Raw genomic sequence first — 22,800 nt, 5'->3', positions numbered from 1 at the left:
TCCATGTTCGTCGCCCCCCGCCCCTTGATCGAGGACGACCCCTGGTTTGCCGTGCGCCTGGCGCTGATGCCGGTGATCGGGTTCGTCCTGGGCATGGTGCTGCGCTCGCCCATGATGATGATCTACCCGACCCTGATGTTCTCGCTCACCGCGAGCAACCGCAAGGCGTTCGATCCCCGCCGCGCGCTCGGCGCCCCCATCGCCTTTTCGGCGATGCTGTGGCTGATGTCTGGCGTGGTGGCGGTCTTCTACCAGATCCCCCTGGCCCTGCTCGCGGTGATGGCGCTCATCTATTTCCTGGGCTTTTACCTGATCCAGGCGACGGGCAACGCCATGGGCATGCTGTTCATCGTCGCCGCCGCGCTGATGTCCATCATGGGCCTGGGCTCCTATCAGGCCATGACCTTCATGCGCGCCGAAATGACCAAGGCGGCCTTATGCGTAGCGATCGTCGCGCCGCTCCTTTACCTCCTGCTCCCCCCGCGCACCCGCGAGCTCAACGTCGATATCTACACCCCCGCCCCCGAGCCCGGCCGGGTGCCCCGCGCCCTGATCCGCGCCGGGGTGATGGTGATCTACACCCTGTTTCTGTTCACGATCCTCGATTTTTCCAACGTTATCCTCGCCATCGGCGGCATGTTCGTCCTGGTCTTTTCCACGCGCCGCTCCATCTGGGCCGAAGCCGCCCAACGCAGCTTTTCGGTGCTGCTGGGCGGCACGCTCTCGCTGCTGGTCCTGGGCGCGCTCTCGATCAGCGCCCATCTGGCCGTGCTCGCCGGCCTGATTTTCCTGCCCACCCTCTGGCTCGCCCACAAGATGTCGGTCGGCCGCCTGCCCTCGATGGCCTATCAGGATGCCGCCGCAATCATGATCGCTTTGGTCGGCAGCGCCCTTACCACCTCCGACCCCGCCTTTGCCTTCATCCAACGCGCCAGCCTCACGATCCTGGGCACCCTCCTCGCCGCCCTCGCCGTCCGCGCCCTGGACGACCTTCTGGTGCCGGCCTTGAGCCCGGACGTTGCAAAAGGCATACTGCCCCAATGACACAAGATGGCCATGACGCCTATATCGCCGCCGCACCCGAGCAGTTCCGCACCCTGTTGGGCCGGCTGCGCGCACAGCTATCCAAGGCGCTCCCGGACGCCGAAGAAGTCATGAAATACGATATGCCCGGATTTCAGATCGAAGAAACGATCATCGCCGGCTACGCCGCCTTCAGCAAACAATGCGGTCTCTATGTCGATCCAGGCGCAATCGCCGCCCACGCCGACGAAATCGCCTCCTTGAACCTCAAGGCGACCAAAACCGGCATCACCTTTTCGGCGGGCAAACCCATCACCGACGAACTCGTCGAGAAACTGGCCATCAGTTCGCGCAGCAAAAAGGGCTTCTAGCGCCTGCCAAGGCTAACCCGGCCCGAACCCGAGTGCGTCAGGATGCTTGTTCCTCGCGTTGCGCATCGAGAATGAACTTACGCATCATGCGCGCGCATTCCTCGTGATGGGTCTCCAGCAGCAGATGGGTGCCGTCGAAAAAGTGCATGTCGATCCGATCCAGATCCCTGGCATAGGCTTCGGCCTCTGCGATTTGGTAGTATGGGTCGTGACGCCCCCAAAGTAGCAGTACAGCAGGCTGATGGTCGCGATGATAAGCGCCATAGGACTCAAATCGGGCCGCATGAGCGCTGTAATCGGCGAAAATGCGGAGCTGCATATCAATGCGTCCTGGCTGGCTCATGCGTTCCCAGTCGAGATGCCAGCCATCCGGCGCCACAAGCGGCACCAGACGCTCCGGGATATCGCCGACATAGGTATGCTTTACGCCTTCAAAATTCAGCCATTCGGGCATTTTCGCCAGGTTTTCGGGCGTCGGATCGGCCCAATAGGACTTCACCAGATTCCAGGGCTCGCCAAGGCCCTCTTCATGAGCGTTGCCGTTTTGAACGATCAGCCCCAGCACACGTTCGGGATATTTCAGCGCCAGGGCGTAGGCGACAGGCGAGCCGAAATCATGAACGTAAAGAAAGAACCGATCCATGCCGATTTCGGCCAGCAATTTGTCCATGGTTTCAGCCATGGCGTCGAAGGTGTACGGATAGTCCTCGGGCGCTTCGGTAAAGCCGAAGCCCGGCAGGTCCGGGGCGACGACATGGGCCACGTCCGATAGCGGGCCGATCACGTTACGGAAATAGAACGACGAGCACGGCTGACCATGCAAAAGCAGCAGCCCCGGTGCGCCACGCTGCCCTGCCGTTCGGTAAAACAGATCAACGCCATCGATATCGATCGTGTGATGGGTGATTGCGTTGCTCGCGCGCATGGCCCCTCTCTCGTGCTGCTGGTCAAAAAGCAGAAAACCGTTTAACATGATTATAGCGGTTACGTAACCGCATAATGCAATTTATACGGTTAAGTTCCATGCCTGAAAAATCGCCCACCGTCTGGACGGCAGAGCACTTCATAGGTGGCAATCCGGCGATCGATCTCACCAACACCGTCTTCACCCGGCACATGCCGGCCGACGACAATGATCTGTTGAACGCGCCGCAGGATGTCGGGAACTGGCTCGAGTTCGCAGGGCTGGCCACCGGGGCTCAGGCAAACGCGATTTCGGCTATCCTGGACCCGGAATTTTTGGAGAACGTTCGGAAACTGAGAGAGGCATCATTCCTGGTTTTCGATGCGCTTGCTGCGGAAAAGCCGCCGGCATCGGACGCCTTGGGTCTTTTGTTCGAGCAGGCAGCCGAAGGCTTCGCCACACATCGGCTGAGGCCACGCGCGACCAGTGCGACGCCCGAAATTGCGCATTTTGACGATCCCAAAGGCATCGCCGCTTTCCTGGCGACCATATCGGTCGAAGCCTCCATTGTCCTGCCCCGCCGGAGATTGCACGCCTGTCCACGATGCGGCTGGCTGTTCGTGGATACATCCCGCGGTGGAAGGCGACGCTGGTGCAGCATGCAGACCTGCGGGAACCGAGAGAAAGCATCGCGACATCGGGTATCTTCGAACCGATAGCTCGGGGTTGCCGTCGCACCGAATGTCCGATTTTAGAAATCAGCTGGGGCTTTCTGGACGACCGCTATGGGGTGGATTGCGGACAGTCGGCTTTCGGCGACTGAGCCGTTCAGACAGCCTTGGCTTGCTTTAGCCATGCTGTTTATTGCGCTCGCTCGCCAGGCATGCCCGCATGCATTGCCGGACGGCCAGGTTTCAGCGCGAGTGCACCTGCAGCAAGCACGATGGCCAACATCGCTGCGTTGTGCAGGTATTTGGGCAGTGGCTCTACCTCACCCAGCAGCGGGAAATAAGTGAAGGCCAAAACACCTCGACTGAGCAGATAACCGAGTGCAACAGCCGCATAGTGCGCCGGTGTCCAGATAAATCGAATTCTCCTCCAGATAACCATTGCCACGATTAGAATCGTCGAACCCAGCCCCACCGCCACGCCTAACCAGCCCTCTCCTGCAAACATGCTGGCGACGGCCACAGTGAACGTCACCAGCAGCAACACAAGCGGGTCCACCTGTTCGGCCGATGCCAAATGGCTGCTCTCCACGCGGCTCCCGATAACAGCAGCTCCGACCACGCACGCTCCAACAAGAATGCATGAAATCACCAGTTGGCCTTGAGAGGCGCTTTGCGACCCCGGATCCGCCATGATCAGGGCGGACGAGCCCACATAGAAAATGGCGGCAACGATCATTCCAAAGGGGCGCAGCCACGGAGCTTGCGCACGGTTGGGCCGCCAAGCTTCCGCTATTGCAATCGGCCCGGCGAAGCTGAAGATAATATGGCCGATGATGAAATTGTAGGCGTTGTAGGCGCTGATGCCGAATGGCACGATCAAGGTTGCCGACCTGCTCTCTTCCCAGCCTGCATATCCGCCATACTGGTCCGCAAACATAGACTGATCGATGATGCAGGCCTGGAGAATTCCGAGAGCGGCGCTGAGAAGTAAAAGGGAAGGCCAACCCCATCCCAGGCGCCGCGCCAACTCGCGAATGAGCAAGGCAGGCGCCCCGTAAAGCGCCATGAAGAAGATCAAGTTGAAAAGAACGGCACCAATATCGCCAGTGCTGTCGGAGTATGCGGCCAATAGCTCCGCACTAATGGCACAAAGAGCGGCGAGGGCCAAAACCTGCGCGCTGCCAAGGGTCCATTTCTTCACGGCTCGCCGTCTCCCTTTAATCTGCCCATTGCACTTATGCGTTGGCAATGAGCCGATCAGCACCAACTCGGAGCAATGACTGGTTTCGGTGCGAAGAGCAACGTGGTCGAACGGCTGAAATGGGATTGGGAAGCAGTCATTTGCGCCCATGCCAAGGCGAGCCTTGCCACGCGGGCGTCAGCACCCTCCGCTCCCGTTTCCCGTAAGCCGCCGAACTCCTACGGCAGTGCGATATCGACCCACACCAGCCGGTGATCGGACGTCTGGGCATCCTCTTCGCCCAGGAGTTCGGCGAGCGGATCGGCCTGGGTCGGCCAGAAGATGCCCGCGCCGGTCACCGTCAGTTCGCTCGAGGGCAACACATAGTCGGCCCGCATATTGCCCGAGCCGCCCTCGCCGTCGAAGAAGTCCGCCGTGTCGAGCGCCGGATCGCCGGTGTGGTCGAGATTGGTGCCGCCATCGGCCTCCGAATCCTCGGGTCCGCCCTCGCTCCTGGGCTCGGGGTCCTGCACCCGTTCGGACGCCAGAAGCGCCGCGCCGACCTCGCGGATGCCGTCGCCATCGTTCTGGTCGAGATTGAGATCGCCGACGATCACGAAGGGCGCGTCCGCTGCAAGCCCGCCCGTCGCGCCCGCATCGTCGGCCATGTAATTTGCACCGGCCACGTAATCGATCCAGAACCGCACTTCATCGGCATTGCGCGTGCCGTTGCGGTCTTCCGGCCCGTCGAACACCGGCGGGGTCGGATGGCTGGCCAGAATATGGATCGTCTGTCCGTCGATATCGACGGGCACGTCCCAATGGCTCTTGGACGACAGCCGGAAAACCTCCAGCACCTCGTCGCTGTAATAGGAGGCCTCGGTTTCCGGATCGACCGGCAGCCGGGCGTCCGGCATGTCGCGCCAGAGGAAGTTCTGGAACGTGCGCGCCTCGTCCTCGAGGATCGGGAATTTCGAAAGCACGACCATGCCGTACTGGCCGGGGAACATGCCGAACCCGAAGGCGTCGTCCGGACCGTCGGTCTCCCCGTCCCCATTGAGGTCGAGCCCGGTGGGAACGCCGGTATTGACCGGCGCGCTGAACCACCCCGCCGGCACCCAGGGCTCGGCCCCGTTCTGGCCCTGGCTCAGAAAATTCTCCATGAACAGCGAGACCGATTCCCCGGCCTCGTCATAGTCGAACTCGTTGATGAGGATGACGTCGGGATTGACCCGCTGGATGATTTCGGCAACGCGAGCCGGCTGGATCGCCGAAGGATCGGAAAGGTCCACGGCAAGCTGGCCTTCCTCGCCCCGGTTGAGAGAGGCATTGAACGTCGCGATCCGCACCGATCCGTCCTGCGGCGCTTCCTGTGCGGCGAGCGGTCCGGCGCCGATCGCCAAAGCCAGGGCAATATAGGTTTTCGCGATCGTCGTCATCGTCCGGCCTCCATTATCGCGCCGGCCTTTGCCGCGCCTTGGGCCGACTTTGGCGGCTTTCAAAGACGGATATATGACACGCCCGACCCCGCCACGGCTCGCCGCGCAGGCCCCTATGCCGCGCTGCGCCCCGCATAATGCCGGCTGCCTTCGAGATCCCAGACAAGCGTCATCATCGTCAGCGGATCGGCGGGCGTGACCAGCGAAAAAAGCCGCGCCCCAAGCGCGCTCAGCCGCCGGAACCGCGCGCGCGACGCGTGGTCGCCGATCAGATCCTCTGCGGTCCCCGCCCAGCCGATCACACCCTCGTCTTCGAGTGCATAGAGCGTTTCGGGCGCCATCGCCGCGCCGGCCTCGCCCACCAGCGTCATCCGATAGCGTCGCCCCGAACGCCCCGTCCACAACAGGGCGGACGCTTCGCTCTCGCCCGCATCCACAATGCTCTTGAACCCGATCATGGCCACCCTCGTCAAACGGCCTGCAATTGTGCCCGCGCCCGCCACGCGATCCCGCATCCCACGGCATCGTCAACCGGCTTGAACAATAAGAACAAAATTAGAACAAACGGACGCCCACTGTCAACCCGCCGTCGCGTATTTTTGTCTCACTGCCCGAGGGTTTTGTCAATATGTTGTATATTGAGCCGTCAAAAACACCATCTATCGTGTTTCATCGCCGATTTCGGCTTCCAGCGCATTGAGCCGTTCCCGCAGCCTGGGCGATATCGGCCGCGCCAATCCCTTGCGCGCGTCCTCAAGCACCATGCGGTTGGTTTCCGCCTCGATCCGCGCGATCAGCGTCTTTAAGAATTCATCCCCCGACAGCCCCGGCAGGATCGGCTCGAGAAATTTCGCCCGCGCCGTGCCCGGCCACAAAACAAGGCTGTTGCGTCCCCAATAGAGCCCCGAAGTCAGCGCCACCGGCACCACCGGCACGCCGAGCGCCAGATACATCCTCACGATACCATTGCGATAGACCGGCTCGTCGAGTGGTGCGCGGCGCGTGCCCTCGGGAAAGATGATCACCCGACAGCCGCGTTCGAGCGCGCCCCTGGCGTGCTCCATCATGGCCGGCAGTGCCTCCTTGCCCTTCTTGCGGTCCACCGGAATGGTATCGATCCATTTGGCCGCCCAGCCGAACAGCGGAATGTCGAGCAGTTCCTTTTTGGCGATGAAGGCGGGATGGCCCACATGGGGGAGGATGGCGAAGATATCCCAGTCCGACTGGTGCTTGGACCCGATGATCGCCCCACCCTGGGGGATGTTCTCGGTCCCGGTCACATGGGTGCGGATGCCCACGATCCAGCGCAGGAAAAACAAATTCGCGCTGTTCCAGTATTGCGCGATGCCCCAGCCCGCCTGCTTGAGATTTGGCGTCAGCTTGGCCATCAACCCCACCACGATCGCCAGCGGGATCGTGTGGATGAAAAACACCAGATAAAAGACCAGCGAACGGATGGCCTGGAGGATCATGATGCGGGTCCTCTCCGGACGATCAGGATATCTGGCTGAGGAAGCGTCTCACCGTCAACCGCGAGGTGATCGCCGTCAGCCCCGCGATCACCAGCACCACGCCCACGATCCCCAGAATGCCCGAAATCCCCAGTGCGAACTGGCCGAACAATATGCCCAGTTGCGCGCTCGATTGCTCGGGCACGACGGTGCTCATCGCCATCCCCGAAACAATGAAAAAGACGATGGCCGCCAGCCCCCCCACGATTCCGCCCTTGAGCCCGAGCAGCAGGAACCGCCCCTGGAACTCCCCGGCGATGAACCGGTTCGAAGCCCCGATGAAATGGAGAACGTCGACGATCTCGCGATTGGTCGACATCGTCCCCCGCGTCGCGAAAACGATGGCGAGCGCTGTCGCAACCAGGATCAGCCCCAGCACCAATATCCCCGAAACCACGATGGTCCCGGCCATTGTGTTGAGCTGAACCCGCCAGGCGGCGTGGGTTTCCAGCGTCGCTCCGGGAATGGCGGCGATCTCGTTTTCCAGCCGCGCGATATCGGCGGCATTGGGGTCGGAAAGCTGAACGATCACCAGCCGGGGCACCGAAAGGTCCGAAAGGTCCAGCCCCGGCCCCAGCCAGGGTTCGAGCAGCGCTTCGCTCTCCTCGATCGAGAGCACCCGCGCGCTCGCCACCCCCGGCACGGCTTCCGATAGCGACACGGCGAGCCGCAGATTGGATTCGATCACCTCCCCATCGAGCGGGCGGATCTGGATGGTGAGCTCGCGCCCCACTTCCGCCGACCACCCCATCGCCGATTTTTGCACCAGCAGCACGCCCCCGAAGGTGACGCAGGACAAAAACGTCATGATGCCGATCAACAGCATCAGCGTGCGCCCGGCCACCGATTGGGCCGGCACGATCGGGTTGGGCCGCGGAAAGCGGAGCTTGATCCCCTCACTCATGGATGGTCAGCTCCCCGTCGTTCAAAAGCATGCGCGGATAGTCGAACTTTTCCAGAAGCTGCACTTCGTGCGTCGCAAGGATGATGGTCGTCCCCATGCGGTTGAGCTCCTCGAACAGATGCAGCAGCCTTTCGGAAAGCTCGGGGTCCACATTGCCCGTCGGCTCGTCCGCCAGCAGGATATCGGGGTTGCCGATCACCGCCCGCGCGATCGCCGCGCGCTGCTTTTCCCCGCCCGAAAGCACCGCCGGCTGAGCCTCCATGCGGTCGCCCAGCCCCACCCAGTCGAGCAATTCCTCCACATTGGAGCGATAGCTGGCCTCGGTCTGCCCGCGCACCCGCAGCGGCAGCGCCACGTTCTCGAACGTCGTCAGATGATCGAGCAGGCGGAATTCCTGGAACACGATGCCGATATGGCGCCGCATCTGCAACAGCCGGTCGCGGTCGAGCGCCGTCACGTCCTCGCCGAACATCGAGACCGATCCGCGCGTCGGTTTGAGCGACAGCAGCAGCAGCCGCAACAGCGATGTCTTGCCCGATCCCGAGGGACCGGTGAGGAAATGGAAGGAACCCGGCGAGATCGAAAAGGTCAGGTCCTTGAGGATTTCCGGACCGTGGCCATATCTGAGCCCCACATTTTCGAACGCGATCAAACCGCTTTTCTCCGCGAATCACTAAGGCGTTTCCAGCAAAAGTGGATACCACTTTTGGGTTCGGGAACGCGACCCGGCCACTGCGATCATCGCAGCGTTTCTGTGGACCGGCGATCAGCCATCAAATCCTCGTGGCGGCATCAAGGCCCCGTTTCAAGAGTTTTAACCCCACAGCCCTAGGGTCTCCCCGTCAAGATCAACCCCACGGTCCGGCCAAAGCGCGTGATCATCACCTGCCCAAATTGCCACACGCGCTACAAGGTGGCGTCCGACGCGCTGAGCGCGGCGGGCCGGCAGGTCCAGTGCGCCGCGTGTTCCGAGCTCTGGTACGCGACCCCGACCTTTCCCCGGCCCCTCGCCCCCGAGCCCGACCCCGAACCGACCGATGACGAACTCGCCTTTCGGTCCGACAGGGACATATCTTTTTCCGAGGACGAGGAAGCCCTTCTCGACGAAGCTTTCCTGCGCGCCGAGCCGGTCGAGCCCTCCCCGCCCGCCCCCGCGCCCCTCGACCGGGCCGGCAACAGCGCGCGCCTGGAGGCCCTTGCCCGCCGCCGCCGGGGCATGCTGGCCAAGCTCCCCATCGCCCGCTTCCGCCGCGCCTTCCGGGTAACCATCGCCCTAGCGCTCGTCGGGCTAGTCGCCGGCGCGATCACCCTGCGCACCGAAATCGTATCGGCCTTCCCCCAGCTCGACGGCCTCTATCGCCTTGTGGGCCTTGGAACAAATGTGGTCGGGCTCGACTTTACCGACATTAACACTTTGCGAACCACGCGCGACGGAACCAGCGTCATCATCGTCAACGCTAAGATTTCCAACATAACGAATCAATTAGCCTATGTGCCGTCGGTGCTCGTAAGCCTTTTGAACGCGTCCGGCACGGTGATCTACGAATGGACGGTGACCCCGGCCGCTCGCAACATCCTGCCCGGCGACGTGCTGGCGATCGATACGCAACTGACCGCCCCGCCGCAGGGCGTAACCAATGTTAGACTGAGCTTTGTGGACGGCCGCAACGGGGCCGGCGCGGGCACGACACAATAAGAGGGCGCACAAGCCATGGCACGCATTCTGGTGGCCGAAGACGATGACAATGTCCGCGCTTTCGTGGTCCGCGCCCTGCAGATGTCGGGCCATGAGGTGATCGAAGCCTCCGATGGCGGGCTGGCGCTCGAAATCGCCACCGAGGAGGAAGGGCGTTTCGATCTCCTGGTTTCCGACATCAAGATGCCGGTCATGGACGGCATCGGTCTGGCGCTCGCGGTCAAGTCGCAATATCCCGACCTCACCATCCTCTTGATGACCGGCTTCGCCGACCAGCGCGAACGCGCCCACGGGCTCGACGCCTTGATTTACGACGTCCTGGGCAAGCCCTTTTCCCTCGCCCAGCTCGTCGAAAAAGTCTCCGACGCCCTGTCCGGCCGCCCCGCCGAAATCATCCCCCTGGCACGGTCGGCGCTGTAAGCCAGATTGACAAAGTTTGCCATTTTCTTATCTTTGCAGTGCAAGGATGAATGACATGGCCACGATGAACATCTCGCTGCCCGATCAGATGCGCGCCTGGGTCGAAGACCAGAGCGCCTCGGGCCGCTACAGCAATTCGAGCGATTATGTACGCCATCTGATCCGGCGCGATCAGGAGCGTCAGATGGCGGTCGATACGCTGCAAGCCGCCATTACCGAGGGGATCGAAAGCGGCGATCCCCAACCGTTCGATCTCGAAGCGTTCAAGCTGGAAATGCGCCAGCAGCATGTCGTCAAATAAACCGACGATAGTGCGCCTTACACGCGCTGCACGCTCCGATCTGGACGATATCTGGCGGCACACCGCGCAAACATGGTCTCCGGATCAGGCGGACCTCTATGTCGGGGAACTAAATGCTGCCTTCGCCCGCATCCTGGCGCACCCGGCGATGGCCAGAGAATATATCGAATTCAATCCCCCGGTACGCATCCTCGTCCACCAGAGCCATTTGGTGATCTACAGGATCGAGCATTCCGAGGTGCGCGTCATTCGCTTGCTTGGGGGCCGCCACGATTGGAAACGCCTCCTGGCCCTCCTCGATTACTGATCGGTTCGGCCCAACCACCCCGGCACGCTATCCATCCCGATCAGCGCATCCACGCTCTGGCGCGGCCGCACCACGTGCCAGCGACCTCCCTCCACCAGCACCTCGGCCACCAGCGGCCGCGTGTTGTAGGTCGAGCTCATCACCGCCCCATAGGCCCCCGCCGTCATCACCACCAGCCGGTCGCCTTCCGCCACATCGGCGATTTCCCTGTCGAGCGCCAGATAATCGCCGGTCTCGCACACCGGCCCCACGATATCGCCGCGGATCGTCGCACCATCGGCCTGCGGCTGGACGAGCGGCAACACCTCATGCTCGGCCTCATAGAGCGTGGGGCGGATCAGATCGTTCATCGCCGCATCGACGATCACGAAACTCTTCTTGTCCGTCTGCTTGACGTATTCCACCCCGGTCACCAGCACCCCCGCATTGCCGGCGATCAGCCGTCCCGGCTCGATGATCAGCCGGCATCCCAGCGGATCGACATGCCGGCGCACGATTTTGGCGTATTCCAGCGGATCGGGCGGCGGATTGTTGTCGGTCTGGTACGGAATCCCCAGCCCGCCTCCGACATCGACATGATGAATGTCGTGCCCCTCCGCCCGCAGCCGCCCCACGAGTTCGGCCATCAGCGCAAAGGCATTATCGAAGGGTTCGAGATCGGTGATCTGGCTGCCGATATGCATGTCCACGCCCACCGCGCGCAGATTGGCGCTTTGCGCGATCCGCGCATAAACCGCTTCCGCCCTCGCGAAGGGAATGCCGAATTTGTTCTCGCTCTTGCCCGTCGAAATCTTGGCATGCGTTTTCGCATCCACATCGGGATTGACCCGCACGGAGACCGAGGCGACCACCCCCATCTCCCCGGCCACCTGATCGAGCCGTTCGAGTTCGGGTTCGGATTCGAGGTTGAAGCACAATATCCCCGCTTCCAGCCCCGCCCGCATCTCGGCCCGCGTCTTGCCCACCCCCGAAAAGATGATCTTTTGCGCCGGAATCCCTGCGCGCAACGCCCGTTCGAGCTCCCCGCCCGACACCACATCCGCCCCGATGCCTTCGCTCGCGGCAATGGCCAGCATCGCCTGATTGGAATTGGCCTTCATCGCATAGGCGACCAGAGTATCGAGCCCGGCGAACGCCTCGCTCATCACCCTTATATGCCGCCTGAACGTCGCCCCCGAATAGCAATAGAACGGCGTGCCGATCTCATCGGCAATCGCCGTGAGCGCCACGTCCTCGGCAAACATTTCGCCATCGCGATAATTGAAATGATGCACCATCAGGTATTGCTTTCGAGCGCAGCCAGCGCCGGGAAAAAAGAACGCTCTTGTCCGAGCATCTGCGACAATGTCCCCTTCTCCCCTTGAGGGAGAAGGTGCCCCGAAGGGGCGGATGAGGGGTGCTCGGCGCTTCCGGTTCCGGCGTGGCGGATGCTGAAGCTCGGTGCACCCCTCATCCCCGGCCCTTCTCCCTCAAGGGGAGAAGGGGGCTCTTGGGGAAGCGCCAGAGTTCTTTCCGAAACGCTGCCAAGGGCTACCCTTCTCCCCTTGAGGGAGAAGGTGGCCGCGAAGCGGTCGGATGAGGGGTGCGCTGAGCTTGCGTCAAACACCATCGCCAGCTTCATTCTACGCCCCCAGCCTCTCCCGCCACGCCGCCGCCTGCGCGATGACATTGGCCGGCGCCGTCCCGCCATAGCTGGTGCGCGATTTCACCGAGTTCTCCACCCCCAGCACCTTGAACACCTGCGAGGTGATCCGCTCGTCGATCTCCTTGAAATCCTCGATGGTCAGCCCCTCGAGCCCACAACCCTTGGCCTCCGCCGCCGCCACCGCGCGCCCGGTGATATGATGCGCGTCGCGGAACGGCACATTGGCCGCCCGCACCAGCCAGTCGGCAAGATCGGTCGCGGTCGAAAACCCGGCCCCCGCCGCCGCCGCCATCTTGTCCCGGTTGACCGTCAGATCGCTCATCATCCCGGTCATCGCCGCTAGTGAAAGCGAGAAACTGTCCAGCGCGTCGAAGGCGATTTCCTTGTCTTCCTGCATGTCCTTCGAATAGGCCAGCGGCAGCCCCTTCATCACCATCAGCAGCGATGAAAACGCAGCGAAAATCCGCCCCACCTTGGCCCGGATCAATTCCGCCGCGTCCGGATTGCGCTTTTGCGGCATGATCGAAGAGCCGGTCGAAAACTTGTCCGAGAGCCGCACGAACGAAAACTGCGCCGACGACCAGATCACCAGCTCCTCGGAAAGCCGCGACAGATGCATCGCCGAAATCGAACACGCCGCCAGCGTTTCGAGAATAAAATCGCGATCGGACACCGCATCGAGCGAATTGCCCATCGGCCGCTCGAACCCCAGCGCCTCTGCCGTCATCTCCCGGTCGATCGGGAACGAGGTTCCGGCCAACGCCGCTGCCCCCAGCGGGCTTTCGTTGAGGCGCTTGCGCGCATCGAGCAGCCGCCCCTTGTCGCGGTCGAGCATTTCCACATAGGCGAGCATATGGTGTCCGAAGGTCACCGGCTGGGCGCTTTGCAGATGGGTGAACCCCGGCATCACGGTTCCTGCTTCCGCTTCGGCCTTTTCCGCCATCACCCGCTGGAGCGTTTCGATCTGGGCGGCCAGCATGTCGATGGCGTCGCGCACATAAAGCCGGAAATCGGTCGCCACCTGGTCGTTGCGCGAGCGCGCCGTGTGCAGCCGCCCCGCCGGTTCCCCGATCAAATCCTTCAATCGGCTTTCCACATTCATGTGGATGTCTTCGAGCGCTCGCGAGAAGGTGAAGGCCCCGCTCTCGATTTCGCCGCGCACTGTCTCTAGACCGGCGACGATCGCGTCCCTATCGTCGCGCGTCAGAATGCCGGCTTTCTCCAGCATGGTGGCGTGGGCTATGGAGCCGGCGATGTCGTGTTTAAAGAGGCGTTGGTCGAAGCCGATCGAAGCGTTGATTTCTTCCATGATGGCGTCGGGGCCGGACGCGAAACGGCCTCCCCACATGCGGTTGCTCATCGGCGCCTCTAAAGTTATGCGAGAGTGAATATGGACAAGGACGAAAAGCGAAAATCGGCACGCCCCGTCATCTTGGGCACGGGCCTTTTCGCAGCGGCGGTAGGTATAGCGGTGGCGGTCTGGGTTAGCAATGGCACCGCCGTCGCAGGCACCTGCCCGGTGCGCGCCGAGGCCGCCCAGGCCATCGACGCCGCCGCGACCGGCGAACTCGCCGCCCTCCTGCCCTCAACCCAATGGCGCGATTATTCCGACATCGCCTTCCAGGACGCCGATGGCAATCAGGTGACGCTCGCCGATTTCGCCGGCAAAAAGCTCTTGATCAATTTCTGGGCCACCTGGTGCGCCCCCTGCCGCGAGGAGATGCCCTATCTCGACGCGCTCGAGGCCCAATATGGCGGGGATGATTTCGAAGTCGTCGCCATCAGCCTCGACATCGGCTCGGACGGCCCTGTAGCAGCCGCCGAATTCCTCGAGGAAATCGGCGCCGACAACCTCGCGCTATGGGCCGACCCCACCTACCAGCTCTTCGAACGCCTGCGCAACGAGGCCGTAACCCTTGGCCTTCCCGCCACCGTCCTCGTCGACGATTCCGGCTGCGAAATCGCCGTCCTCCAGGGCCCCGCCCACTGGGACACCCCAGACGGCCATCGCGTCGTGGAAACCCTGCTGGAGATCTAGCGGGGCGGGATCGCAGCCAAGCGAGCTTCCCGCCCCAGGCTCTGCACTTCGTCGTCCTCGGGCTTGCCCCGGGGAGTGAGCGCCGTCCCACCGGGCAAATCGCTCCGGTGGAGCGATTTGAGGTGCGAACGCCCGGAGCTCAAGCGAAGGGCCGCAGCAAAGGGCACCACCCCATCCCCTTCGTCGTCTTCGGGCTCGACCCGGAGACCCGCAAGGCTTCTACACCCCCAGCAGAAGTGTATCCCTCACACCTCTCCCACACCCCTTTGCAGCGCTGCGGATTGTCGGGTCACGCCCGACAATGACGAGCGGAAAGACCGAAGCTTTAGGGCCTACTCTTCTTAGGCAGTCCCCTTACTCCCGCCCCAACTTCCGCTTGATCGCCCGCTTGCCCCTGGCCGCCATCTCGATGCCCGCCACAAGCCCGCGTGTCGTCACCCCGGCCGGCCCCACGACCAGCGTCCCCATCGTCCGCGTCTCGCCCCAAAGGCCCGAGATCACGTGCCCGTCCACCGTCGTCGCCGCGTCCATCCGCTGGTAGGCCCCATCGGCGAAGAACGCCTCGATCACCTTGTATTCGAGCGCCATCCCCGGCCCGAACTTGCGATAGCGCTCGTCGAACGCGCATTTGGGGGTGAACAGCGTCTCCCCCGCCGCGATATTGATCGAAACCGCGATCGGCTCGCCGTCGAACAGCAGACTATCCACCGACGCCAGCCCGCTCGCCGCCCCGATCCCGCCGAACGCCCGGCGCGCGAAATCGGCATCGGCCGGCCGCGAAAGCAGCGCGGTGCCGCGCTCGCCCTTCCAGCCACCCGCTTCGATCCGCAGAAAATCCTCGATCCGCCGCGCCACCGCTCCGGGTTCGGTGGCGCGCTCGAAGCGCACTTCGCCCTCCCGCTCCAGCCGGCGCAGATTGCGCTCGATGTCCTTGGCGCGCTTCTTGCCGATCACCGCCTCGACATGCCCGGCGAAATCGCCCGCCGCCCGGCTCAGGACGGGCCGCTCATAGGCCGCCGCGAACCCCATCTCCAGCCCCAGCCGCGCGGTCTTGACCGCCACCATCTCCATGAAGGTGGAGTGCGCCGCCACATGGGGAAACACCCAATGGCGCGGCAGCCCCGACGCCTGGCCCATCACGCCCAGCAGCCCCATCATCGCCAGTTGCGCGTGATCGCGCGCGATGAGTGGCGTGCCGCCGACCTGATAGAGGTTGAGCGCCGGCTCTCCCACGCCCAGCGGCCCCAGCCCGCGCACGCGGAACGGCATCAGCCCGATCAATTCCTCGCTGCCATGCCGATAAAGCGCCAGCGCGCGATATCCCGCCTGCGCCCCAAAGGCATCGAGCCCGCCCAGCACCATCTGGCGGCTCAGCCACGGATTGTCTTCGAGCGCCGCGCCCGCCAGCGCTTCCCATTGCCCCGCATCGAGCGCCCGCACCCCGGCCGCGTCGAGCATTTCGGCGCGGCAGGGCAGCATCAATTCGGCCGGCCGCTGCCAGGCCAGCGCCCCCACAAGGCTCATCGCCGCATCGGCAAATTCGATCATGAGGCCCCACCCTCTCGCATTCGTCCGCTATCCCAACATGCCACACCCGAAGCCCCTTTGGCCGGGGACCTGGCAACATGTTTAACGGCCCCTCGCGCCCATGAGCACCTTTGGGGCGCTTTCGATCAAACGCGCCTGTCGAGCGTCCCGCCAGTGTCGCTCGGCGCGTCGAGCCTTTCGACCGCCTGCCGGTTCATCACCTCGCCCAGATGCTTGGCGATCAGCGCCCCGCGCGCATCCAGACTGCGCGCCTCGAGACTCGCCAGGCGATGGAGAACGATCTGGCTCGATTGCTGGATCACCATGTCAGGCGCTCCTGTCGACCCGCGTTCCCATGCCGGCCGGCGCGGGCGCGTTTTCGACGGCCTGGGTCAGCATGTCGACGAGGTTCTGTTCCATCTGGTGCTGCTGTTTGACCATCAGGATCTGCGCGGTATGGCGTGTCTGGGCCGCCTGCATGGCCACTGCCGTCGCTGCGATGTCGCTCATGAGCCCGTCTCCCGCGTTCTGCGTTTCGGCCCCATCCTAACCGGGCAAATCCTTACCGCCCGTTAACCGCCCCAGATCGGCATCTCGCGCCGCTTGAACGCGAAAACCAGCAGCGCCCCGGCCGCCACCCCGCCGATATGGGCCCACCAGGCCACCCCGTCCTCGCCGCCGACGGCGACATAAAAAAGCTGCATCCCGATCCACGCCCCCAGCACCGCCCAGGCCGGCAGCGCCAGGGGAAAGGTGACGATCAGCCGGTTGAGCACGAACACCCGCACGCGCGGATAGAGCACCAGATACGCCCCGATCACCCCCGCCACGGCCCCCGACGCCCCCACCAGCGGCCCATAGCTTTCAAGGTTGAGCCCCATATGGGCCAACCCCGAAAGCACGCCGCACAACAGGTAGAAGACCAAATAACGAACGTGCCCCATGGCGTCCTCGACATTGTCGCCGAACACCCAGAGGAACAGCATGTTGGTCAAAAGATGCAGCCAGTCGGCATGGAGGAACATATAGGTGACCAGCCCGGTCTGGTCGGGCAGCCACGGCGCCGGTCCCTCGACCGTTCCGGCCACCACCACCGGGATCATCCCATAGGTGATATGAGCCTGGTAAAGCCCCTCGGCGCCCCCGGCCATCTGCAGCAGGAACACTAAAATTGTAACCGCCAGAAGCCCGTAATTGACGAACGGAAATTCGATATGGGCGATCTTGTTGCTGTCATAGAGCGGCAGGAACACGGATCTTCTCCCATCTGCTTTCCGTCACGGCCATGATAGCGCATGAAAAAGGCCCGGCAAGCTGCCGGGCCTTTCGATATCTTGCCGAACGCGATGACTAGAAGTGGAAGTTCAGCCCCGCGCGCACCGTGTGGATATCGGTGTCCACGTCGAAACCGCTGATCTCGGTGTCGCTGAAGCCGAGATAGAGATATTCGCCCCGGAGCGAGATATTGTCGGCCACCATGGCTTCGACGCCGGCGCCGGCGGCCAGGCCCAAGCCATATTCTTCGTCGCTGATCGTGGCACCGCCGATCGTATCGACCTCATAGCCCAATTCGCCGAACGCCAGGCCGGCCGTGACATAGGGCATGAAGCCGCCCAGATCGGCGCCCACTCGCGCCCGCACGGTCCCGAAATGGTTGAGCCCGGCATCGATGTCGTTGCCGCCCACCGTCTCGTCCCATTTGATGTCGGAATATTGGTAATCGCCCTCGATACCGAACACCATGCCGTCCAAATTCCAGTTGTAGCCGAGCTGGGCGCCGCCCAGCCAGCCTTCGATATCCTCGGTTCCGACCCCGTCGGCGTCGAATTCACCCCAGCCATAGCCGGCGTTGACACCGGCATAGAACCCGTCCCAGGCGCTCGAATTGTCGACCACCGGAACGTAGGGGGTGGCGGGAATGGCGGGGGCCGGCACGCCGATCGCATCGGCGGCCATGGCCGGCCCGGCGGCCGCGAAAAGGGCGAGGGCGGAAAGGGCAGCGAGCTTTTTCATTTGGAAAACTCCGTTTTTATGACGGAGTTTCTTTCGCCCATCACCATTGCGGCAAGATTGCGGCCCCGCGGCGGCGGGAAAGGCAACACCCACTCCCCGGGGTTTATTCCCGGGGCCCAGCAGCCTCCTATCCACAGCCGGCCAGGCGATTAAGGCAGCGCCCCGAACAGATAGCGCCCCAGCGTCTCCCCCACCATCGCCCGGATCGTCTCGCGCGAAACGTCCTCCCTCGAAAGCCCCAGCACATAGCGCGCATAGGCCAGCCCCAAAATCTGCGTCGCGATCAGCGCGGCTCGCTCGCGCGCCCGCTCCGGCCCCGCGACGGTCTCGACCATGGCCAGAACCTGTCCGGAAAATATCGTGCGGATACGCGCCGCCGCCTCCTCGTTTGTCGCGGCGGTGCGGATCAAGACGCGCAGCAGATCGTCCTTTTCATCCCCCTCCCAGCGGCGGAAGAAATGGCTGGCCAGCGCCCCCCCGATCTCCGATCGCCCGACATCGGCGAGATCGGGCAATTCGAGATCGATCGAGACCGCCTCGGCGAAAAGCTGCTCCTTGCCCCCGAAATAGCGGTTGATCAGCGCCGGATTGACTCCCGCGACCGCCGCGATCTGGCGAACCGTGGTCCTCTCATACCCATGCTCGGAAAATATCTGCCGCGCCGCGCCGATCAACCGCCCCCGCGTCGCCTGCGCGTCTCTCTGCATCGCTTTTTCCGCCACCATGTAAACACCTGTTGACTTATAGTCCTGACGAGCATAAGTAAACGCTTGCTTACATGCTGACAAGGAAGACTTCACATGACGTCCCTTCCAACCACCGTCCTCATCGTCGGCGTCGGTCCCGCCGGCCTTGCCACCGCCATCGGATTGGCCCGGCGCGGCATCGATTTCGTGATCGTCGATGCCCTGGCGGAAGCGCAGAACACCTCGCGCGCCGCCGTCATCCACGCCGCCACCCTCGAAGCGGTCGGCGGCCTGGGCGTCACCGACCGCCTCATCGATCAGGGGATCAAGGCCCGCTGGTTCCGCGTTCGCGACCGCGACACGGTGCTGCTCAACACCGATTTCGCCCCTCTCCCAACGCCAACACCTTACGCCCTGATGATCCCCCAGGACGAAACCGAACAGATCCTCATCTCCCGCCTTGCCGAGCTGGGCCATTCCGTCCGCCGCCCGCTCCGCCTCACCGCTCTCGAACACGGCCCCGACGGCGTGAAGGCCGTCTGCGAAAGCCCGCAGGGCCCGCTGACGATAAAGGCTCGCTACATCGTGGGCGCCGATGGCGAAAAGAGTTTCGTACGCAGTGCCGCCGAAATCGCCTTCCCCGGCCACACCTATGGTTCGTTCCTGCTGGCCGACGTCCGCATGGATTGGCCCATCGAAAAATCAGAGGTGACTCTGTTTTTCTCCGAGGCCGGAACACTCGTCGTCGCCCCCATGTCGGGCGAGCGCTACCGCGTCGTCGCCCAATTGCCCGACGCCCCATCCAACCCCACCATCGCCGATGTCGAAAAAATCATCGCCGAACGCGGCCCCCGCACCGGCACCGGCACCGGGGTCAGCGAACTCCTCTGGGGCTCGCGTTTCCAGGTCCACCACAAGCTGGCCGACAGCTTCCGCAAAGGCCCCGTGCTGCTCGTCGGCGACGCCGCCCACGTCCACAGCCCCGCCGGCGGCCAGGGGATGAATCTGGGCCTGCGCGATGCCGTCGCCCTCTCCCAGGCCCTCGCCGACGCCATCGAAACCCGAACCCAGACGCCGCTTGAAACCTACGCCGCCGACCGCCGCGCCGCCGCCGCGCGCATTCTGGACCTCACCGACCACCTCACCCGCGTCGCAACCCTCTCCAACCCCACCCTGCGTTGGCTCCGCAACCGCCTCATCGCCACCTTGGGCACCCTCCCCGCCATCCAAACCCGCGCCGCCCGCACCCTGGCCGGGTTCGAACATTGAACTCATGACATCAAGGAAATGCAGGCCGGGGTCTCTGGCAGAATCCGTTGCTGGACCCCGGGAATAAATCCCGGGGTGACACGTCGGTGCTTGAGGCAACGCTTGTGGTTAGGGCACCGCACCGTCCAAAACCCAACTGTCATTCCGGGAGGCCCCGAGAGCTACGCACGAACGCCCTCCCGGAATCCAGCGCCGCGCCAGCCAAGGCCACCTGACTACCAATCCCGCCTAAGCCGGAACATACGTCAACCGGATCACGTCCTCGCCGATCCGGTCGCTCCCCACCAGATGCAGCGGCGGCCGGGCCCCCGAAAAGAACGGCTTGCCCCCACCCAGCACCACCGGATGCACATACAATCGATATTCGTCGACGAGCCCCAACTCGCCCAGGCTTCCCGCCAGCTCCGGCCCGGAAACTTCGATCACCCCATCGTGCCGCGCCTTGAGCGCCCGCACCTCGCCCTCCAGATCATCCCCGACAAGGCTCGCATTGGGGCCGACCGATTTCAGCGTGCGCGACACCACCCATTTGGGCTTGCTCCGCCACGCCTGCGCATATTCGCGCCCCGCCGCGTCCCATTCGGCATGGTCCTCGTCCCAATAGCGCATCACCTCATACATGCGCCTTCCGTACACACTGCCCGAAAGGCCGCGCACATCATCGATGAAGTGCCGAAACAGCACGGCATCGGGCGCAAACCCCGTGTGGTCGACATAACCGTCCAGCGACTGGTTCAATGCGAACACCAGCTTGGCCATGGTCCAAGACCTCCTCCCGAAAAGCCTTGGGCAAGATTACCGCGATCCCCAATCCCCCGCAATCCGCCCCCGCGTGACCGCAAGGCCGACCGCCTACCCCTCCTTGCTCATCCCGGTATTCTTCCCCGGCTCCCAGAGCACGTCCTTGGCCCCATTCCCATTGGCCACCCGCCCCAATACGAACAGCAGGTCGGAAAGCCTATTGAGATAGCGGATCGTCTCTCCTCCCAACTCCGGTTCGGCCCGTTTCAGCCCCACGCACACCCGCTCGCCCCGCCGCGTGATCGTCCGCGCCAGATGCAGCGTCGCCGACAGCGGCGTGCCGCCCGGCAGGACGAAGGATTTGAGCGGTTCGAGCGCTTCGTTGAACCTGTCGATCTGGTTTTCCAGCCATTCCACCTGGCTGGCGGTGATCCTCAGCGCCGGATATTCGCGCCCCTCGTCGCTCCCTGGCGTGGCAAGATCCGATCCCAGATCGAACAGATCGTTCTGGATGCGGGCCAGCGCATGGTCCACCCGCGCCATGTCCTTGGTATGGAGCCGCGCCATCCCGATCGCCGCATTGGCTTCGTCCACGGTCCCATAAGCCTCGACCCGCAAATCGTCCTTTGCCCGCCGCGGCCCATCCACCAGCCCCGTCGTCCCGTCATCGCCGGTCTTGGTATAGACCTTGTTGAGCTTGACCATTTCATCTCCACCATTCTGCCGCGTACCGGCTCAGCACACCCCTCACCCCCGCCTTCTCCCTCAAGGGGAGAGGGGGCTCTTTTTTTGCGGCGCTTCGGTTCCTGCTGAAACGCTGCAAAGGGCTACCCTTCTCCCCTTGAGGGAGAAGGTGGGCCGGCGAAGCCGGGTCGGATGAGGGGTGCGCAGCCTCTCAGCACTAACCACCCCCGGCAACTATCGGCCAGCGCACCTCAAATCACCGCCCCGGCCCAAAGAAAAACAGCGCCGCCATCAACAGCGCCACAGCGATCGCCTGCATGATCACGCGCGCCCGCATCAGTTTCTGCGAAGTGTTCCCCGATCCCCCCTTGAACATGTTCCACAGCCCCATGAACAGGATGGTCGCCGTCGCGCCGATGGCGAGGATGATCAGGATATTGGTTGCCGTCTGCATGGGTTGCTTTCTTCGTCAGTGTTCCGCCCTTGTATCAGGCAGAGGATCGATTGGCATTTGCCTCATTTCGCCGCGCCGTTAAAGACCCCCGGTCTCTTCAGCCACTCGCTCATCAATTCCCCCAGCCGATCGTAGATCGCCCTGATGCGCCGCGCCGTATAAAGCTCGCGATGGCTGGTCAGCCACACCTCCAGCGGCGGAATGGTCAGGGGCAGGTCGAGCGCCACCACGCCCTCGGCCTCTCTGATAATGTTGGACTGCGCGAAACCGATCCCCAGCCCGGCCCGGATCATCTCCCACATGACGCTCTGGCTGTCGCAGCGGAACGCGAAATCGCTGCGCTTGAGCGCAAACCCCATCCGCTGCGCCACCCCGATCAGCAGCTCGGACCGGTCGAACCCGATAAGATCGTGAGTATAGAAATCCTCCACCGTCCGGGGCGTCCCCCGGCGCTTCAGATAGCTTTGATGCGCACAGGGCACGACAGGCGTTTCCCCCAGCTTGCGCGTGATCAGATCCCCCTGGGTGGGCCGGAACATGCGCACCGCGATATCGGCCTCGCGCAGCAGCAGGTTTTCCGCCGAATCGGTGGGGACGATCTCGAAATCGATGGCGGGGAATTCGATCCGCAAAACCTTGAGCATGGCGGGCAGCACGTAATGGGCGTTGACCACGCTCGCGGTGATCCGCACGCTCCCCGACAACTCGCTCGAATTGCCCGCCACATGCAGTTCGGCCTCCGCGATCGCCTCGACGGCGCGCCGGATCGGCTCATAGGCGCTCAGCCCCGCCTCGGTCGGCGTCAGCCCGGCAACACTGCGCTCGAACAGCTTGCTGCCGAGCGTGAATTCAAGCGCCTCGATGTGGCGCCCGATGGTGGGCTGGGACAGGCCCAGGGCACGCGCCGCCTTCGACAGCGATCCATGCGCGACCACAGCCGAAAAACTCCGCCACAACGTCCAGTCGACCGCGCCATTCATTTTTGAATATGAACTCTGCATTTTTCGCCAATTACC

Annotated in this window: 28 protein-coding genes; 9 read left to right on the top strand and 19 right to left on the bottom strand. The window is 63.4% G+C overall.

The features are described from left to right. Nucleotides 1-3 precede the first annotated feature (3 nt). Nucleotides 4-1,044 carry a hypothetical protein gene (locus V4T21_RS00715; protein ID WP_332711661.1) on the top strand — a complete coding sequence of 347 codons (1,041 nt, stop codon included), beginning with the start codon at nucleotides 4-6 and terminating at the stop codon, nucleotides 1,042-1,044. Then, nucleotides 1,041-1,394 carry an iron chaperone gene (locus V4T21_RS00710; protein WP_332711659.1) on the top strand — a complete coding sequence of 118 codons (354 nt, stop codon included), beginning with the start codon at nucleotides 1,041-1,043 and terminating at the stop codon, nucleotides 1,392-1,394. Before V4T21_RS00715 ends, V4T21_RS00710 begins: the two co-directional genes overlap by 4 nt. Nucleotides 1,395-1,431: 37 nt before the next feature. Here V4T21_RS00710 and V4T21_RS00705 read toward each other — a convergent pair whose 3' ends face one another. Beyond that, a complete protein-coding gene (locus V4T21_RS00705; RefSeq protein ID WP_332711656.1) occupies nucleotides 1,432-2,319 on the bottom strand; it encodes an alpha/beta fold hydrolase in 888 nt (295 codons plus the stop codon). Between the two features lie 98 nt (nucleotides 2,320-2,417). Between V4T21_RS00705 and V4T21_RS00700 the strand changes: the two genes are divergently transcribed. Continuing rightward, nucleotides 2,418-3,017 carry a CGNR zinc finger domain-containing protein gene (locus V4T21_RS00700; RefSeq protein WP_332711654.1) on the top strand — a complete coding sequence of 200 codons (600 nt, stop codon included), beginning with the start codon at nucleotides 2,418-2,420 and terminating at the stop codon, nucleotides 3,015-3,017. A 142-nt stretch (nucleotides 3,018-3,159) separates the two neighbouring features. Here the strand turns inward: V4T21_RS00700 and V4T21_RS00695 are convergent, their stop codons facing one another. From V4T21_RS00695 to ftsE, 6 genes are all read right to left on the bottom strand, one after another. Beyond that, a complete protein-coding gene (locus tag V4T21_RS00695; RefSeq protein WP_332711651.1) occupies nucleotides 3,160-4,170 on the bottom strand; it encodes a hypothetical protein in 1,011 nt (336 codons plus the stop codon). A gap of 218 nt (nucleotides 4,171-4,388) precedes the next feature. After that, a complete protein-coding gene (locus tag V4T21_RS00690; RefSeq protein WP_332711649.1) occupies nucleotides 4,389-5,588 on the bottom strand; it encodes an endonuclease/exonuclease/phosphatase family protein in 1,200 nt (399 codons plus the stop codon). Between the two features lie 113 nt (nucleotides 5,589-5,701). Next, a complete protein-coding gene (locus V4T21_RS00685) occupies nucleotides 5,702-6,046 on the bottom strand; it encodes a hypothetical protein (RefSeq protein WP_332711647.1) in 345 nt (114 codons plus the stop codon). 201 nt (nucleotides 6,047-6,247) lie between these two features. Continuing rightward, nucleotides 6,248-7,060: a lysophospholipid acyltransferase family protein gene (locus V4T21_RS00680; RefSeq protein WP_332711644.1), complete on the bottom strand. Its 813-nt coding sequence runs from the start codon at nucleotides 7,058-7,060 to the stop codon at nucleotides 6,248-6,250. A 22-nt stretch (nucleotides 7,061-7,082) separates the two neighbouring features. Further along, nucleotides 7,083-8,003 (bottom strand): cell division protein FtsX, encoded by a 921-nt coding sequence (locus V4T21_RS00675; RefSeq protein ID WP_332711642.1) that lies wholly within the window; start codon nucleotides 8,001-8,003, stop codon nucleotides 7,083-7,085. Next, nucleotides 7,996-8,655 carry a cell division ATP-binding protein FtsE gene (ftsE, locus tag V4T21_RS00670; protein WP_332711639.1) on the bottom strand — a complete coding sequence of 220 codons (660 nt, stop codon included), beginning with the start codon at nucleotides 8,653-8,655 and terminating at the stop codon, nucleotides 7,996-7,998. Before ftsE ends, V4T21_RS00675 begins: the two co-directional genes overlap by 8 nt. 222 nt (nucleotides 8,656-8,877) lie before the next feature. Here ftsE and V4T21_RS00665 point away from each other — a divergent pair, with 222 nt between their 5' ends. Genes V4T21_RS00665 through V4T21_RS00650 form a run of 4 tightly spaced genes read left to right on the top strand, consistent with a single transcriptional unit; the run spans nucleotide 8,878 to nucleotide 10,727 of the window. Then, entirely contained in the window at nucleotides 8,878-9,699 is an 822-nt protein-coding gene (locus V4T21_RS00665; RefSeq protein ID WP_332711636.1) for a zinc-ribbon domain-containing protein, read from the top strand. Nucleotides 9,700-9,714: 15 nt separating this feature from the next. Continuing rightward, the gene (locus V4T21_RS00660) at nucleotides 9,715-10,119 is read left to right on the top strand and encodes a response regulator (RefSeq protein ID WP_332711633.1); all 405 of its coding nucleotides are present in this window, start codon (nucleotides 9,715-9,717) and stop codon (nucleotides 10,117-10,119) included. Between the two features lie 55 nt (nucleotides 10,120-10,174). Then, nucleotides 10,175-10,420, top strand: a complete 246-nt coding sequence (locus V4T21_RS00655) for a type II toxin-antitoxin system ParD family antitoxin (protein ID WP_332711631.1) — start codon at nucleotides 10,175-10,177, stop codon at nucleotides 10,418-10,420. Further along, nucleotides 10,407-10,727 carry a type II toxin-antitoxin system RelE/ParE family toxin gene (locus V4T21_RS00650; RefSeq protein WP_332711628.1) on the top strand — a complete coding sequence of 107 codons (321 nt, stop codon included), beginning with the start codon at nucleotides 10,407-10,409 and terminating at the stop codon, nucleotides 10,725-10,727. Before V4T21_RS00655 ends, V4T21_RS00650 begins: the two co-directional genes overlap by 14 nt. Here the strand turns inward: V4T21_RS00650 and lysA are convergent. Both lysA and argH read right to left on the bottom strand, forming a co-directional pair. Next, nucleotides 10,721-12,001 (bottom strand): diaminopimelate decarboxylase, encoded by a 1,281-nt coding sequence (gene lysA / locus V4T21_RS00645; RefSeq protein WP_332712680.1) that lies wholly within the window; start codon nucleotides 11,999-12,001, stop codon nucleotides 10,721-10,723. The genes V4T21_RS00650 and lysA overlap by 7 nt on opposite strands. Before the next feature lie 348 nt (nucleotides 12,002-12,349). Then, complete coding sequence (gene argH, locus V4T21_RS00640; protein ID WP_332711625.1) at nucleotides 12,350-13,732, bottom strand: argininosuccinate lyase; 1,383 nt, start codon at nucleotides 13,730-13,732, stop codon at nucleotides 12,350-12,352. Between the two features lie 30 nt (nucleotides 13,733-13,762). On the opposite strand from argH, the gene V4T21_RS00635 reads away from it, so the two are divergent. Next, a complete protein-coding gene (locus V4T21_RS00635; protein ID WP_332711622.1) occupies nucleotides 13,763-14,410 on the top strand; it encodes a TlpA disulfide reductase family protein in 648 nt (215 codons plus the stop codon). A 354-nt stretch (nucleotides 14,411-14,764) separates the two neighbouring features. Here the strand turns inward: V4T21_RS00635 and V4T21_RS00630 are convergent, their stop codons facing one another. The 6 genes from V4T21_RS00630 to V4T21_RS00605 all read right to left on the bottom strand — a co-directional run bounded on the left by V4T21_RS00630 (nucleotide 14,765) and on the right by V4T21_RS00605 (nucleotide 18,657). Beyond that, nucleotides 14,765-15,958, bottom strand: a complete 1,194-nt coding sequence (locus V4T21_RS00630; RefSeq protein ID WP_332711620.1) for a GNAT family N-acetyltransferase — start codon at nucleotides 15,956-15,958, stop codon at nucleotides 14,765-14,767. A gap of 125 nt (nucleotides 15,959-16,083) precedes the next feature. After that, on the bottom strand, nucleotides 16,084-16,263 hold the full coding sequence (locus V4T21_RS00625) for a hypothetical protein (RefSeq protein WP_332711617.1): 180 nt from the start codon (nucleotides 16,261-16,263) through the stop codon (nucleotides 16,084-16,086). 1 nt (nucleotide 16,264) lies between these two features. After that, entirely contained in the window at nucleotides 16,265-16,447 is a 183-nt protein-coding gene (locus tag V4T21_RS00620; protein WP_332711614.1) for a putative motility protein, read from the bottom strand. A gap of 62 nt (nucleotides 16,448-16,509) precedes the next feature. After that, nucleotides 16,510-17,190, bottom strand: a complete 681-nt coding sequence (locus tag V4T21_RS00615) for a rhomboid family intramembrane serine protease (protein WP_332711612.1) — start codon at nucleotides 17,188-17,190, stop codon at nucleotides 16,510-16,512. Nucleotides 17,191-17,287: 97 nt separating this feature from the next. Then, nucleotides 17,288-17,950: an outer membrane protein gene (locus tag V4T21_RS00610; protein WP_332711609.1), complete on the bottom strand. Its 663-nt coding sequence runs from the start codon at nucleotides 17,948-17,950 to the stop codon at nucleotides 17,288-17,290. A 149-nt stretch (nucleotides 17,951-18,099) separates the two neighbouring features. Then, nucleotides 18,100-18,657 (bottom strand): TetR/AcrR family transcriptional regulator, encoded by a 558-nt coding sequence (locus V4T21_RS00605; protein WP_332711607.1) that lies wholly within the window; start codon nucleotides 18,655-18,657, stop codon nucleotides 18,100-18,102. Between the two features lie 93 nt (nucleotides 18,658-18,750). Between V4T21_RS00605 and V4T21_RS00600 the strand changes: the two genes are divergently transcribed. Beyond that, entirely contained in the window at nucleotides 18,751-19,905 is a 1,155-nt protein-coding gene (locus V4T21_RS00600) for an FAD-dependent monooxygenase (RefSeq protein ID WP_332711604.1), read from the top strand. 228 nt (nucleotides 19,906-20,133) lie between these two features. Here the strand turns inward: V4T21_RS00600 and V4T21_RS00595 are convergent, their stop codons facing one another. The 4 genes from V4T21_RS00595 to V4T21_RS00580 form a co-directional block, all read right to left on the bottom strand. Then, nucleotides 20,134-20,664, bottom strand: coding sequence for a dihydrofolate reductase family protein (locus V4T21_RS00595; RefSeq protein WP_332711601.1), 531 nt, complete (start codon nucleotides 20,662-20,664; stop codon nucleotides 20,134-20,136). Nucleotides 20,665-20,757: 93 nt separating this feature from the next. Beyond that, nucleotides 20,758-21,351 carry a cob(I)yrinic acid a,c-diamide adenosyltransferase gene (locus V4T21_RS00590; protein WP_332711598.1) on the bottom strand — a complete coding sequence of 198 codons (594 nt, stop codon included), beginning with the start codon at nucleotides 21,349-21,351 and terminating at the stop codon, nucleotides 20,758-20,760. A gap of 235 nt (nucleotides 21,352-21,586) precedes the next feature. Continuing rightward, a complete protein-coding gene (locus tag V4T21_RS00585; RefSeq protein ID WP_332711595.1) occupies nucleotides 21,587-21,784 on the bottom strand; it encodes a twin transmembrane helix small protein in 198 nt (65 codons plus the stop codon). A 62-nt stretch (nucleotides 21,785-21,846) separates the two neighbouring features. Continuing rightward, entirely contained in the window at nucleotides 21,847-22,764 is a 918-nt protein-coding gene (locus V4T21_RS00580) for a LysR family transcriptional regulator (protein ID WP_332711592.1), read from the bottom strand. Nucleotides 22,765-22,800: the final 36 nt, after the last annotated feature.

It is taken from the genome of Pelagibacterium mangrovi, from assembly GCF_036662815.1.
In the GTDB taxonomy this organism is placed as follows: domain Bacteria; phylum Pseudomonadota; class Alphaproteobacteria; order Rhizobiales; family Devosiaceae; genus Pelagibacterium; species Pelagibacterium mangrovi.
Note: the sequence above shows the minus strand (reverse complement) of the source record. Positions and strands in the feature narration are given on the sequence as shown.

Coding starts and splice junctions, on each gene's coding strand:
- V4T21_RS00710 (WP_332711659.1), top strand. CDS start 1,041: ATGACACAAGATGGCCATGACGCCTATATCGCCGCCGCACCCGAGCAG.
- V4T21_RS00605 (WP_332711607.1), bottom strand. CDS start 18,657: ATGCAGAGAGACGCGCAGGCGACGCGGGGGCGGTTGATCGGCGCGGCG.
- V4T21_RS00595 (WP_332711601.1), bottom strand. CDS start 20,664: ATGGCCAAGCTGGTGTTCGCATTGAACCAGTCGCTGGACGGTTATGTC.
- V4T21_RS00585 (WP_332711595.1), bottom strand. CDS start 21,784: ATGCAGACGGCAACCAATATCCTGATCATCCTCGCCATCGGCGCGACG.
- V4T21_RS00685 (WP_332711647.1), bottom strand. CDS start 6,046: ATGATCGGGTTCAAGAGCATTGTGGATGCGGGCGAGAGCGAAGCGTCC.
- V4T21_RS00690 (WP_332711649.1), bottom strand. CDS start 5,588: ATGACGACGATCGCGAAAACCTATATTGCCCTGGCTTTGGCGATCGGC.
- V4T21_RS00715 (WP_332711661.1), top strand. CDS start 4: ATGTTCGTCGCCCCCCGCCCCTTGATCGAGGACGACCCCTGGTTTGCC.
- argH (WP_332711625.1), bottom strand. CDS start 13,732: ATGAGCAACCGCATGTGGGGAGGCCGTTTCGCGTCCGGCCCCGACGCC.
- V4T21_RS00600 (WP_332711604.1), top strand. CDS start 18,751: ATGACGTCCCTTCCAACCACCGTCCTCATCGTCGGCGTCGGTCCCGCC.
- V4T21_RS00625 (WP_332711617.1), bottom strand. CDS start 16,263: ATGGTGATCCAGCAATCGAGCCAGATCGTTCTCCATCGCCTGGCGAGT.
- V4T21_RS00650 (WP_332711628.1), top strand. CDS start 10,407: ATGTCGTCAAATAAACCGACGATAGTGCGCCTTACACGCGCTGCACGC.
- V4T21_RS00590 (WP_332711598.1), bottom strand. CDS start 21,351: ATGGTCAAGCTCAACAAGGTCTATACCAAGACCGGCGATGACGGGACG.
- V4T21_RS00675 (WP_332711642.1), bottom strand. CDS start 8,003: ATGAGTGAGGGGATCAAGCTCCGCTTTCCGCGGCCCAACCCGATCGTG.
- V4T21_RS00655 (WP_332711631.1), top strand. CDS start 10,175: ATGGCCACGATGAACATCTCGCTGCCCGATCAGATGCGCGCCTGGGTC.
- V4T21_RS00660 (WP_332711633.1), top strand. CDS start 9,715: ATGGCACGCATTCTGGTGGCCGAAGACGATGACAATGTCCGCGCTTTC.
- V4T21_RS00610 (WP_332711609.1), bottom strand. CDS start 17,950: ATGAAAAAGCTCGCTGCCCTTTCCGCCCTCGCCCTTTTCGCGGCCGCC.
- V4T21_RS00630 (WP_332711620.1), bottom strand. CDS start 15,958: ATGATCGAATTTGCCGATGCGGCGATGAGCCTTGTGGGGGCGCTGGCC.
- V4T21_RS00680 (WP_332711644.1), bottom strand. CDS start 7,060: ATGATCCTCCAGGCCATCCGTTCGCTGGTCTTTTATCTGGTGTTTTTC.
- V4T21_RS00635 (WP_332711622.1), top strand. CDS start 13,763: ATGGACAAGGACGAAAAGCGAAAATCGGCACGCCCCGTCATCTTGGGC.
- V4T21_RS00620 (WP_332711614.1), bottom strand. CDS start 16,447: ATGAGCGACATCGCAGCGACGGCAGTGGCCATGCAGGCGGCCCAGACA.
- V4T21_RS00580 (WP_332711592.1), bottom strand. CDS start 22,764: ATGAATGGCGCGGTCGACTGGACGTTGTGGCGGAGTTTTTCGGCTGTG.
- V4T21_RS00705 (WP_332711656.1), bottom strand. CDS start 2,319: ATGCGCGCGAGCAACGCAATCACCCATCACACGATCGATATCGATGGC.
- V4T21_RS00700 (WP_332711654.1), top strand. CDS start 2,418: ATGCCTGAAAAATCGCCCACCGTCTGGACGGCAGAGCACTTCATAGGT.